Genomic DNA, 13,286 nt, shown 5'->3' on the forward strand with positions numbered 1-13,286 from the left:
GCTGCCTTCGAGGAGTTGGCGAATGGCCCCGGTTATCTTTGGCCGGGCCTCATGGGCCGTTTCCCCGCGATTGGCAAGGGCTGGCAATGAAATGACCTTCCTGGAGCACCTGGAGGAGCTCCGATGGACCCTGGTGCGGTCGGCCATTGCCGTGGCCGTGGGTTTCGTGCTGGCCTTCATCTTCAAGCGATTCGTGTTCGAGGAGGTCGTGCTGGCTGCTCGCGACCCGCAATTCATCACCTACCGCGCGTTCTGCCGCATCGGCACTTGGGCGGGCCTGCCCGAGTTGTGCATCACCGACCTGGGGTTCACCTTGCAGAACCTGCCGGTGAGCGGCCAGTTCATGACCCATCTCACCGTGGCCTTCGTGGGCGGCTTCATCATCGCATTCCCCTACATCCTGTGGGAGCTCTGGCGCTTCATCGCACCGGGCTTGAGCTCGCAGGAGCGGCGCGCCTCAGGGCTCTTCGTTGGAGCGGGCTCATTGCTCTTCGCGCTGGGCGTGCTCTTCGGCTACTTCCTGCTGGCGCCCCTCACCGTGCAGTTCTTCGGAGCCTACCAGGTGAGCGCGAGCGTGGCCAACAATTTCGCCCTCGAGAGCTTCATTGGGATCATGACGCAGGTCACCGTGTGGACAGGCCTGGTGTTCGAACTGCCCTTGCTGGTGCATGTGCTCTCGAAGCTCGGGCTCGTGGGGCCCGCCTTCCTGCGCAAGTACCGGAAGCATGCATTCGTGGGCCTGCTGGTGCTCGCCGCGATCCTGACGCCGCCCGACATCATCAGCCAGATCATCGTGGCAGGGCCGCTCATGGGGCTCTATGAACTGGGCATTCTGATCAGTGCCCGCACCGAACGTGCCCGCCTGCGACAGGCCGGAGCCAAGCTGGCCAACGCATGATCCGGCTGCGAATTCACCAGGCCATGTTCGCGCTCGCGCTGCTCAGCGCCGCCGCCGCGCGCGCCCAGAGCACCAAGGTTAGCGGGACCATCACCGACGCAGCAACCGGCGAGACCCTGCCCGGCGTGAACATCCTCTTCCGCGACAGCCGCGTGGGAACCACCACCGACATCGACGGCGCATACAGCATCGACACCTACTACGCCACCGACAGCCTGCTCTTCTCCTTCATCGGCTATGTGCCGCGCATGATGCCGGTGCGCAAGGACAAGGCGCAGGTGATCGATGTGAAGCTGGAGCCGAGCGCCACAGCGCTGGAAGAAGTGGTGATCAAGCCGAGCGGCGAGAACCCCGCATTCGAGATCCTCCGCCGTGTAATCCGCAGCAAGCCTGCGAACAACCGCGAGAAGCTGGAGGCCTACAGCTTCGAGGCCTACAACAAGGTGGAGTTCGACCTGAACAACATCAGCAAGGAATTCACCGAGAAGAGGATCTTCAGGCCCTTCGCCTTCATCTTCGACAACATCGACAGCACCGGCGCCAAGCCCTACCTGCCGATCTTCATGACCGAGAGCCTCAGCGAGGTGGTGTACCGCCAGAAGCCCCGTGCCCGGAAGGAGTTCATCCGCGGCACCAAGGTGAGCGGCATGGAGAATGAGAGCATCTCGCAGTTCATGGGCGACATGTACCAGAACGTGAACATCTACGACAACTTCCTGGTCATCTTCGGCAGGAACTTCATCAGTCCCATCGCCGATGGCGGCAAGGGCTACTACGACTACTACCTCACCGATAGCGCCTTCGTGGGCAAGTTCTGGTGCTACCGCCTCGACTTCAAGCCCAAGCGGCCGCAGGAGCTCGCCTTCGCGGGCACCATGTGGATCAACGATACCACCTATGCGGTGCGCCGCATCGAGGCCGGCATCCCGGAGAAGGCCAACCTGAACTTCGTGCAGGGCTTCTGGGTGAAGCAGGAATACGATCAGGTGAAGCCCGAGGTATGGATGCTCTCCAAGGATGAGTTGGTGGTGGACCTCAACATCGTTCGCGATGCGGGCAAGCCCAACAAGCATCCTGTGCAGGGCCTTTATGGCCGGCGTACCGCGAGCTACCGTGACTTCACCATCAATGAGCTGAAGGATGCGCAGGTGTATGAGGGCGCCGAAGAGGTCGTGATGGCCATCGAGCCGCTGAGCCTTGGCGCCGATTTCTGGGACACCCATCGGCATGAGCAGCTATCGAAGAAGGAGAATGACATCTACCACATGGTGGATACCATGAAGCAGATCCCCCGCTTCCGCACCTACATCGATATCGTGAACACGGCGATCACCGGCTACTACCCGCTGGGTGATGTGGAGCTCGGCCCGTATTTCACCACCTACAGCTTCAACCCGGTAGAAGGCAATCGGTTCCGGCTCGGCCTGCGCACAAGCAGCCAATGGAGCAGGCGTGTGGAACTCGAGGGCTACACCGCATATGGCACCACCGATGGCGTGTTCAAGTACGGCTTGGGCGGCCGCGGATTCATCACCAAGGATCCGCGACTGATCGGTGGCCTCTACTACCGGCTCGACCTAGAGCAGCTCGGTCAGAGCACAGACGCCTTCCGCCAGGACAACATCCTCTCCAGCACTTTCCGCCGAACGCCCAATAACAAGCTCACGCTGGTCGATGAATGGCGCGCCTACCTCGACCGCGAATGGTTCATGGGCTTCAACAGCCTGCTCATGCTGCGCCGCCGTCAGCTATTCCCGCGCGGCACCCTGGAGTACATCACCTTCTCCGACGCCAATGAGCCTTTCGCGCTCAGCAGCATCACCACCACCGAGGCCATCTTCAGCACACGCTTCGCCTACAAGGAGAAATACGTAGCCGGCGATTTCACGCGCGTGAGCCTCGGTACCCGTTATCCGTCCTTGGAAGTGATGGTGGCCAAGGGCCTTCAGGGCGTGCTCGGGGGTGATTACGACTACACCAAGCTCAGTGCGCGCCTATACCACCGCGTACCCATGGGTACCTTCGGTTTCCTGCGCTATTGGCTGCACGCCGGTCAGGTCTTCAGCGAGCCGCTCCCTTATCCGCTGCTCATCATCCACGCCGGGAACGAGACCTTCTACTTCGATGAGCTCGCCTTCAACACCATGAACTTCTTCGAGTTCGTGAGCGACCGCTACGCCAGCATTTACATCGACCATCACTTCGATGGCCTCTTCCTCAACCGCATCCCGCTCTTCCGCCGCTTGAAATGGCGCGAGGTGGTGGGCGGCAAGGCCGTGGTGGGAGCTCTCGACCGCAAGCACCTGGGTGAGATGGCTCTGCTGCCCTTCTCCTTCGACCTGAGCGGCGGGCCCTTCGCTGAGGTGAGCGTTGGCGTGGAGAATGTCTTCAAGATGCTGCGCTTCGACATGGTGCGTCGCCTCACCTACATGGATCACGCGAATACCAAGCCCTGGGCCTTCCGGGTGCGCATGAACGTCACCTTCTGATGCTGCGCACTGAGAACGTCGTCAAGCGCTACAAGGGCCGCACCGTGGTGGGCGGCGCCAGCGTTGAGGTGCGCCAAGGCGAGATCGTGGGCCTGCTCGGCCCCAACGGCGCGGGCAAGACCACCACCTTCTACATGATCGTGGGGCTTGTGAAGCCGAACAGTGGCCGCGTGATGCTCGACGATACCGAGATCACCGACCTGGCCATGTACAAGCGCGCCAAGCTCGGCATCGGGTACCTGCCGCAGGAGGCCAGCGTGTTCCGCAAGCTCAGCGTGGAGGACAACATCCGCGCGATCCTGGAGATGACGGGCAAGACCCGCCGCGAGCAGGAGATGAAACTGGAGCAGCTGCTCGACGAATTCAGCCTGAAGCACGTGCGCAAGAGCATGGGCGATGTGCTCAGCGGCGGCGAGCGGCGGCGCACCGAGATCGCTCGCGCGCTGGCCATCGAACCGCGCTTCATCCTGCTCGATGAGCCCTTCGCCGGCGTGGACCCCATTGCCGTGGAGGACATCCAGAGCATCGTGTGGCAGTTGAAGGAGCGCAACATCGGCGTGCTCATCACGGACCACAACGTGAACGAGACGCTCTCGATCACTGACCGCGCCTACCTGCTCATCGAGGGCAACATCTTCCGCCAAGGCACCGCCGAGGAGCTGGCGGGCGATGAGCAGGTGCGCCTGCGCTACCTGGGGAAGAACTTTGAATTGCGCCGCAAACGCTGATCATCTAGGCCACGCGCCGCCGCGATGCGATCGCGCACGCGGTAATGAAGGCGAGCTGTGCGATCAAGTATTCGTGGAAGAGGTTGTCCTGCTGCCAGTTTGCCGTGAGGATGAAGTAGCGGTATGCGCATAGCGTAACGATGATCGTGATGCCGATGAGCGCGACGGCCTTTCCCGGCGATCGGAAGGCGCCCAATAGGCCGGTCCATCCGCCGCACCGATCCATTTCGGAATGAAGCGCGATGCCGATCCATGGCCACGCAAGGATCAGCGGCAACGCGAAGAGCCGTGCCTCACGCGCATAGCCGCCAACCAGCACGAGCGGGACATTGAGCGCGAGCACCACGAAGAATCCGCGGAACCAAGCATGCGGCACAGCGATCCGTTGCCGGATCAATAGGAACAGCGGCAGCGCGAGTACGAGCACCATGAAGCCGACGGTCTCGCCGATGCGCCCTGCACTGAAATTGACGGCGAGGTATTCGGTGCGTCGGTCGAGATCAGCACTTAGCTCAGCCGCGGAGGTGCCATGCGGAGCCACCGCCAGCCAGGCTGCGAACACCGCTGTTGCCACCAGCGTAGCGAGGAGGGCTAGCCGGCGGCGCGGGGCGACCAGGATGAGGGCCGGCAGCAGGAGCAAGGACGTCTCACGGGCCATGAGCGCGGTGAACAGCACTGGCACGAAGAGCAGCCATCGCTGCTGAAGGAGCAGCAATATTGCCGCCAGCAGCAGCGCATACTGGATCGGCTCATCGTAGGTGTAGAGCGGGTCGAACCACGCCATGAGCACGGTAGGCGACACATGGAAGAGCGCCTGCGACCACAATGCGATTCGCTTATCCGCGCCGAGCTGCAACGCAATGCGGAACACGAGCACACCCGCGATGAAGAAGCCGATCGATCCAACGGCGATGAAGGCTTGTTTCGGCGTGAGGCCGATGGCGGAGAGCGCTCCGATGCTGATCGTCGTCCAAGGTCTGCGCACGAATGCGGGATCACTGCCATCGCTGTGCGCGGCGATCACGGACTCGATGTAGTCGCTGGGTGCGGGCTGCTCATCCCAGGTCTCGGCGCCCCGATTCAGCATATTCTCCCAGATGGGCGCGAAATGCAGCGCTAGAGCGAGCGCCGTGAAGGCTAGGCCGAGGAGGAGGCTGCGCTTCATTAAGGTTGGTGGTTGCTGCTCCCGGTGCACTCCGGGACGCACGGTCCACGACCGTCTGTTAAGGCTTGCAGGTTGCTCAACCTCAACCTCGGTCAACCTTCAATCCCCAACCTCTTCGACTTGGAAACTGAAGCGCTCCATGATCTGGTTTGCCAAGAGCTTCTTGCACGCCTCGTCCACCTTGGCCTCGGCGGTTTTCTTATCGGCGGCTTCAACGTGCAGCGTGATGTGCTTGCCGATGCGCACGCCTGTGATCTCGGGCAGGCCCAGGTTGCCCATGGCGCCGGAAACGGCCTTGCCTTGCGGGTCGAGCAGGTTGTCGTGGGGCATTACATCGATGGAGGCGCGGTACTTCTTCATGGTGGGGTGGTTAGCCGCAGAGGCGCTGAGAATGCACTGGGCTGGCTCTGCGTCTTTGCGACTCTGTGGCTAGTTTTCTGTGGGTCTTGGGAAGAGCCTGCCCCAAAGCGGGCTGAGCAGGTAAACGATCAGGATCAAAGGAACGGCGAGGATGCCATACAGCAGCACCAGCACCGCGCCGATGCCCAAGAGCATGTAGATGACCTCGTTGCCCTTCCATTTGAAGTGCTTGAACTTGAGGGAGGGGAGGGGGATGGAGGAGAGCATCAGACCAGCCAAGGCGGTGGCCATGATGAGCTTTTGCAGCGGGTCAGCCATGAATGCGCCGACATGGCTTTGCAGTTCATTCGCACCGGGGCCGTATCGAACGCCAATTCCCCAGGAGATGCTGCCGAAGGAGGCCCACAGCAAGGCATTTGCCGGGGTGGCCAGCCCGAGGAATCCTGTGGTTTGGCGAGTGTCGGCGTTGAACTTGGCCAAGCGCCACATCGAGGCGATAGCGATCACCATGGCACACGATGCGGTAGCCCAGATCGGTTCTCCGAAAAGATCTCCGGGTCTCACAGAAGGCGGCCCGAAATCACGATGCGCGTCTATCGCGAATTGCAACGCCTTCCATGGGACAATTGCCGAGATGAACGCCGGCGCCACCCCGAAAGTGACCATGTCCGCCAGGCTATCCAGTTGTTTACCCAGTTCGCTTCCGCCGCCCAGCGCCCGCGCCGCCCAGCCATCGAGCACATCGAAGGCTGCACCCGCGAACACCAGCCAACACGCGGCTGTTAGCTGTCCTTGAGAGGCCAAGAGGATGCTGGCGACCCCGCAGGATAGGTTCGCCGTGGTGAGCAGATCGGGCAGTCTCGGAAGCCGCATGTCAATCGAGGCCGAAGGAAGGATAATTTCGGGGCAATGATCCGGGCCACCTCCCGTTGGAGGCTGCGTCAATACCAAGCCGAATGAACACCGTGAAGATGAAGGGGATGCGCAGCGCGATACTGACCTTGGCCATGGCCGGAGCAATCGTTGGCGCACAAGCGCAGACCGATGCGCCCAAGTACAGCAACGAGTTCCTCGCAGTCGGCGTGGGCGCCCGCGCCTTGGGCATGGGCAGCGCCTATGTGAGCGCGGTGAACGATGTGACCAGCGGCTATTGGAACCCGGCCGGCCTCTTGGGCGTGCGCGGCGACCTGCAGGTGGGCGCCATGCACAGCGAGTATTTCGCTGGCATCGCCAAGTACGACTACATCGGCCTTGCCAAGCCCATCGATTCGGTGAGCGCCATCGGCTTCAGCTTCATCCGCTTCGGCATCGACAACATCCCCAACACCATCGACCTGATCGACCCCAGCGGCAACATCGACTACAACCGCATCACCACCTTCAGCAGCGCCGATCACGCTTTCATCCTGAGTTATGCGCGCAAGACGCGGATCACGGGATTGCGCCTAGGCGGCAACGCTAAGGTGATCTACCGGCGCGTGGGCCAGTTCGGCAAGGCCTGGGGCTTCGGACTTGATGCCGCGGCGCGCTACGAGAAGGACGCCTGGCGCCTTAGCGCCGTGCTGCGCGATGTCACCGGCACCTTCAACGCCTGGAGCTACACGCTCGACGAGCGCACCATCGACGTGTTCACGCAGACAGGCAATGAATTGCCCGTGAACAGCGTGGAAGTGACGGTGCCACGGCTCGTGCTGGGCGGCGCCCGCCAATTCAACTTCGGTCCCAAGTTCGGCCTGGTGGCGGCCATCGACCTGGAGAATACCTTCGATGGCAAGCGCAACACGCTGATCAGGAGCAAGGCCATCAGCACCGATCCGCGCGTGGGCCTCGAGCTCGGTTACGCAGGCGTGGTCTTCGTGCGCCTGGGCGTGGGCGGTTTCCAGAAGGTGCGCGACATCAACGAGAAGGAGAAGCTCACCTTGCAGCCGAACCTCGGTGTGGGCCTGAAGATCAAGAGCGTCTCCATCGATTACGCGCTCACCAACATCGATGAGAGCGTGGGCCTGCTCAGCAACGTGTTCTCACTGCGCTTCGATCTGTTCAAGCGGCCATCGTCATGAGAAGAAGCCTGCTCCTTGCGGTCATCCTGCTCAATCTGTCTGCCTCCTTTGCGCAGCAGCATGGCAACGAATGGATCGACTATGGGAGGAGGTATTGGCGCTTTGACATCTGGGCCGATGGCGTGTATCGCATCGATTCGGCCACCCTGGCCCAGAGCGGATTCCCCATCGGCTCGGTGGATGCCCGGAACCTGATGCTCTTCGGCAAGGAGCAGTTGGTGCCGATCTATGTGCATGGCGAGGCCGATGGCGTGCTCAACAGCGGCGACTACATCGAGTTCTTCGCCGAGAAGGCCGATGGCGAGGTGGACAAGCGGATGTACCCATACCCCGCGGCTAACCCGAACCCCTACTACAGCCTTTACAACGACACGCTGCGCTATTACCTCACCTGGGACGATTCGGGGCCGGCCAACCACATCAGGCCCTACGCGAACAGCGATTACGATGCGCACGCGCCCCAAGCCTGGGGATGGAACACGGCGGTGCAGACCTTCAACCTCTTCTACTGGATCGGACTGACGATCCATGAGCTGCAGCTGCAAGGGATCGGCACCAGCCTCAGTGACATGCTCGAGGCCGAAGGATTCGGCGGCCTTCCCTTATTCGTGACAGCGCCGGGCGTGAATGACACGCAGCCGGTCACGGTGGCGACTCCTTCGCCCTACCAAGGCACGGATGCCCCCGATGCCGAGGTGGTGGGCACCGTGGGCTCGCAGAACAATGAAGGCAACGGCATCTTCATCAACCACCACACCCAATGGCGCTATGGTCCGGGGGGGAGCATCGTGGGCGCTGATACGGTGTACAATGGATCGCGGACCATGCGCGGCACCTTCAACATGCCGGCGAGCTTCCTCGGGCCCAGCACAACGATCACCTTCCATGCTCCGCACGACCTGACCGATGGCTCGCAGAACCAGATCGGCGCATCCAATCCGAGCTACCTCGACTGGCAGGTGGTGAGCAACGCGCGCATCCGCTACGCGCGCACCTTCAGCGTCGGCGGTCCGGGTCCCGTGCTCTTCGAGGCGCCCTCCATCAGCGATCCCTTGATGCGGATCGACTTCAGCTCGTTCACTGGCACACCGGTGGTTTACGCGCACGGCGACAGCGTGCGGCGCGTGATGCCGGCCTTGAATGGCTCCACGTGGCGCAGCCTCTTCCCCCGCGCGCCGGGCGCCGCTGATACCAAGGTCCGTGTGTTCGCGCAGGAGAGCATCCAGCCGGTGACAGCGCTGCGCCCGGTGGGCACCAATGGCTTCTTCACTGATTTCGCCGCGCTCGAGGTGGACAGCGCGATGCTGATCGTTACGCACGGCAGCCTGATGGGCGGGGCCATGGCCTATGCGGGCTACCGGCAGAGCAGTGTGCGCAATCCCTACAACTCCTTGGTGGCCGACGTGGATGAGCTGTACGATCAGTACGGAGGCGGCGTGCCCAAGCACGCGTACAGCATCCGCGCCTTCTGCAAGCACCTGCTCAATGCGTGGAGCACCCAGCCGCGCGCGCTCTTCCTGATCGGGAAATCAATCAACACCTGGAACGGATTCAGCACCACCCAGCGACCCAGCATCCGCCCGAATGTGGGCACCAATTACGCGCGCTGCCTAGTGCCGAGCTACGGTTACCCCAGCAGCGACCAGGCCTTCACCACGGGCCTGCTCTTCGAGCCGCGCCGCATGGACATCCCCGTTGGCCGCTTGAGCGCCACCAGCAACACCGATGTGCTGAGCTATCTGGCCAAGGTGCAGGCCACCGAGCAGCAGCCTGTGGCCATCTGGCAGAAGAACGTGCTCCACTTCGCCGGAGGATTCACGCCCGGCGAGATCAGCAGCCACGCGAACAGCCTCGCGTTCCTGGGCGCGATCGCGGCAGACTCGCTCATGGGGGCCAACGTGGTGCCCTTCAGGAAACAGAGCTCGGCGGTGATCAGCCAGGCCAGCGCCGACAGTGTGCGCAGCTTCATCGAGGATCCGGACAAGGGCACTTCCTTGCTCACCTTCCTCGCGCATGCCTATAGCGCCAGCTTCGACATCACGATCGATGAGCCGCAGAACTACCAATGGGCAGGCAAGCACCCGATGGTGTTCGGCAATTCGTGCTACATCGGGTACATCCACGATAACGGCGTGCCCAGCGCCAGCGAGAAATGGGTGCTGACGCCCAATGCGGGTCCCATCGCGTTCCTGGCGGCTTCCGAGCAAGGCTACACCAACTTGCTCATGTCCTATGCGAATCCTTGGTACGAGAGCCTTTCGCGCTTGAACCAGGGCGGGACCATAGGCGAGCACATGAAGCACGCGGGCCTCACCTCGCAGCAGCTGTGGAACATCAATCTGACCAGGTGGAACGCGCAGAACTTCGCCTTGCAGGGCGATCCCACGCTCACGCTCAATCAGCACAAGCTGCCTGATTACACCGTTGCCCCGAATAGGATCCTGGTCGAGCCTGCCACCATCACGGCCGACCTCGACAGCTTCACGGTGCATGTGATCGTGGAGAACCAGGGGCGGGCGCTCCAGAACTCAATCAGCGTGGAGCTCACGCGCACGCGCAGCAATGGCGGTGTCTCGCAGCACTATCAGACCCTCACGAATGTGTACCTGCGAGATACGGCTGTGTTCCGCTTGCCGGTGCTGGGCTTCGCCGGCGGCCAGGGTCCCAACCAGCTTGCCGTACGCGTGGACCTGGAGCCGAACCTGGTGCCTGAGCTGATCGATGACGCGAATAACCAAACCGCCATTTCGGTCTTCATCAGCAGCGGCGATCTGGTCCCCGTGTGGCCCTACGACTACGCGATCGTGCCGGATCCGCAGATGACCCTCAAGGCGAGCACCGGGGATCCCTTCGCACCGCTGCGGACTTACGTGTTTCAGGTCGATACCACCGACCTGTACAATAGTCCCATCATGCAGAGCGCATCGCTGCAGGCACCGGGTGGGGTGGTCTCGTGGGACCCGCCTTCGATCTTCAGCATCAACGGCCTGCAGGACAGCACGGTGTTCTATTGGCGCTGCAGCCTGGACAGCAGTGCCACAGGCACGGGCCAATACAATTGGTACGAGCGTTCCTTCCAGTACATCCCGGATCGCTGGGGCTGGGGCCAGGCGCATTATTTCCAGTTCAAGAACAACACCTACGCCGGGATCCATTACGATCGTCCGCAGCGCGACTTCGACTTCGAGGAAAGCGTTCGCACCATCCGGGCGAGCGTGGTGGGCAATCAGCCGAGCCCCGGAACAGGCTGGGGCCTGGAGCTATCAGCGGTTGATTATGGGGGCTGCATCGGACCGGCGGCGTGGCATGTGGCTGTGTTGGATCCGGCCACCATGGAGCCTTGGAACACATACTGGGTGAATGGTACCACCGGCCAGGTGTACAACGAGCAGAACCAGTTCGGCAACTTCAACAACAATGGGGCATGCCGCAACAGGCCGGAGGCCTTCTTCGTCTTCCATGCCAACGAAGCCCAGCAGCTCGCCGGCATGCAGAACATGCTCAGCGCAGTCATCCCGGATGGCCACCACGTGCTCATCTACACCTGGCGGCACCTCGATAAGTACGGCACCATCCAGAATGGGCCGGGACTCGAGGGCGTGCTAGAAACAGCCGGCCTGCCCTCCTTCGATGCCTTGCAGGACAGCGTGCCTTACATCTGCTACTTCCGCAAGGGCGATCCCAGCACCTTCCGCGACACCATCGCCACATCGCTCACGGAAGAGCTCGTGTTCAGCATTGCCGTGCAGACCGCCTTCGCGCAAGGCAACATCACTACCATGGATGCGGGCCCTGCTGCGAGCTGGCATGGGCTATATTGGAATGAGGTGCCGGCCTCATCCACCGACAGCACGCGCATCAAGGTGATTGGGTTCCCGCCAGGCAGCAACGTTGGCGTGCCCTTGCTCGACCTCGAAAGCCCGTTGGATGAGCTGCCGGACCTGGGTTCCGTGATCGATGCGCAGCAATACCCGGTCCTTCGCCTGCGCGGCACATTCCACGACAGCAATGCAAGCGATGCCGTGCCCGCGCAGCTGGAGCGCTGGCAACTGCTCTGCGATCCGGTGCCCGAATGCGCGATCCATCCTCCGCTGGGCCTGTACAGCGATCTGGAAGGCTACGCCGAAGGGCAGCTCGCGGGAGCTGCTGTCGCCGTGCAGAACATCAGCGCATTCGGCATGGACAGCCTGCTGATCGAAGGCTGGGTGGTGGATGCTGCGAACAACCGTCGCCTGGTGCACAGCCGCGTGAACCCGCCTCTTCCTTCCGGGACCTGGGTGGTTGATACCATGCGGTTCAGCACCTTGGAAATGGGCGGATGGAACACCCTGGTCGTGGAGGCGAATCCGCTCACCAGCAGCTCCGGGCGCCCGCACCAAGCCGAGCAGTACCACTTCAACAACATCGCGTATTGGCGCTTCGAGGTGGAGCAGGACGTGGAGAACCCGATCCTCGACATCACCTTTGACGGGCGGCACATCCTCAATGGTGACATCGTCTCCGCACGCCCGGAGATTCGCATCACCCTCGACGACGAGAACATCATCCGGCTCCTTGAATCGCCCGGGGACACGGTGAACTTCAAGGTCTTCCTCACCCGGCCCGATGGCAGCCAGGAGCAGGTCCGATTCCGCGATGGCGCAGGCAACGAGATCATGCGCTTCACCCCGGCCAATGGCCCCGAGAACATCGCGCGAATCGATTACCGGCCCGTCTTCAGCCTCGATGGCAAGTACAACCTCACCGTGTTCGCCAATGACCTTTCGGGCAACCGCAGCGGTGACAACGACTACCAGGTGAACTTCGAGGTGATCAACCGGCCCACCATCACTGAGGTGCTCAATTACCCGAACCCCTTCACCACCAGCACGCGCTTCGTCTTCACCGTGACTGGCCAGCAGCCGCCCACGCAGATGAAGATCCAGATCATGACCATCACCGGCAAGGTGGTGCGCGAAGTGAGCGCTGCGGAGATCGGCCCGATGTACGTGGGGCGCAACATCACCGAATTCGCGTGGGACGGAACCGACCAGTTCGGCGACCGGCTGGCGCGCGGCGTTTATCTCTATCGCGTGATGGCACGCCTCAATGGGGAGGAGATCGAGGTGCGCGAGACCCAGGCCTCACAGTACTTCACCAAAGGCTTCGGCAAGATGTACCTGCTGCGCTGACCACGGCGCCGATCGGCATGCTCGGGTCCGAGGCGTCCTGAGGCAGTCGGAGGTCCGGGTATTGCAGTTCCAATCGGCTGCATACATTTGCGGCCCCTCGGGGGATTTTGATTTCATGGCCCGTTCGTCTAGGGGTTAGGACGCGTCCCTTTCACGGATGAAACAGGGGTTCGATTCCCCTACGGGCTACACCGGATCGCCGGAACCTCAGCAATAGCAAGGGTCTCCGGCGATTGGCTTTTCCAGGTTGCCGGTTCGGGCGTCGGTTCCTGCGTAGCGCAGGGCCCCGCGGCCCCACTCAGCACAGGCAAGGGCAATTCGCTGGTTCGCGCATCGCTTCAGATTCGGACTACGGTGTCCAGGTGCCGCGCATGGGAGCCCCAATTGCAAAGGCAACGGCTCGCCCATGACCCAG

At 62.1% G+C, this 13,286-nt stretch carries 8 protein-coding genes and 1 tRNA gene; 6 read left to right on the forward strand and 3 right to left on the reverse strand.

Features of this window, described 5'->3' with window-relative positions; genetic code table 11:
• Positions 1-22: 22 nt before the first annotated feature.
• The 3 genes from tatC to lptB are packed head-to-tail and all read left to right on the forward strand — an operon-like array spanning position 23 to position 4,115.
• Positions 23-898 (forward strand): twin-arginine translocase subunit TatC, encoded by an 876-nt coding sequence (gene tatC / locus IPM12_08185; GenBank protein ID MBK9147781.1) that lies wholly within the window; start codon positions 23-25, stop codon positions 896-898.
• A complete protein-coding gene (locus IPM12_08190) occupies positions 895-3,387 on the forward strand; it encodes a carboxypeptidase-like regulatory domain-containing protein (protein ID MBK9147782.1) in 2,493 nt (830 codons plus the stop codon). Before tatC ends, IPM12_08190 begins: the two co-directional genes overlap by 4 nt.
• Positions 3,384-4,115 carry an LPS export ABC transporter ATP-binding protein gene (gene lptB / locus IPM12_08195; protein MBK9147783.1) on the forward strand — a complete coding sequence of 244 codons (732 nt, stop codon included), beginning with the start codon at positions 3,384-3,386 and terminating at the stop codon, positions 4,113-4,115. The genes IPM12_08190 and lptB overlap by 4 nt, the downstream gene beginning before the upstream one ends.
• Before the next feature lie 4 nt (positions 4,116-4,119).
• Here the strand turns inward: lptB and IPM12_08200 are convergent, their stop codons facing one another.
• The 3 genes from IPM12_08200 to IPM12_08210 form a co-directional block, all read right to left on the reverse strand.
• A complete protein-coding gene (locus IPM12_08200; protein ID MBK9147784.1) occupies positions 4,120-5,280 on the reverse strand; it encodes a hypothetical protein in 1,161 nt (386 codons plus the stop codon).
• A 99-nt stretch (positions 5,281-5,379) separates the two neighbouring features.
• Positions 5,380-5,640, reverse strand: a complete 261-nt coding sequence (gene purS / locus IPM12_08205; protein ID MBK9147785.1) for a phosphoribosylformylglycinamidine synthase subunit PurS — start codon at positions 5,638-5,640, stop codon at positions 5,380-5,382.
• Between the two features lie 69 nt (positions 5,641-5,709).
• Complete coding sequence (locus IPM12_08210) at positions 5,710-6,513, reverse strand: CDP-alcohol phosphatidyltransferase family protein (GenBank protein MBK9147786.1); 804 nt, start codon at positions 6,511-6,513, stop codon at positions 5,710-5,712.
• Between the two features lie 98 nt (positions 6,514-6,611).
• Between IPM12_08210 and IPM12_08215 the strand changes: the two genes are divergently transcribed.
• The 3 genes from IPM12_08215 to IPM12_08225 all read left to right on the forward strand — a co-directional run bounded on the left by IPM12_08215 (position 6,612) and on the right by IPM12_08225 (position 13,060).
• Complete coding sequence (locus IPM12_08215) at positions 6,612-7,700, forward strand: PorV/PorQ family protein (protein ID MBK9147787.1); 1,089 nt, start codon at positions 6,612-6,614, stop codon at positions 7,698-7,700.
• Positions 7,697-12,871, forward strand: coding sequence for a hypothetical protein (locus IPM12_08220; GenBank protein ID MBK9147788.1), 5,175 nt, complete (start codon positions 7,697-7,699; stop codon positions 12,869-12,871). The genes IPM12_08215 and IPM12_08220 overlap by 4 nt, the downstream gene beginning before the upstream one ends.
• A 117-nt stretch (positions 12,872-12,988) precedes the next feature.
• Positions 12,989-13,060 (forward strand) — tRNA-Glu (locus tag IPM12_08225).
• Positions 13,061-13,286 lie beyond the last annotated feature (226 nt).

The organism is Flavobacteriales bacterium, from assembly GCA_016716605.1.
In the GTDB taxonomy this organism is placed as follows: domain Bacteria; phylum Bacteroidota; class Bacteroidia; order Flavobacteriales_F; family PHOS-HE28; genus PHOS-HE28.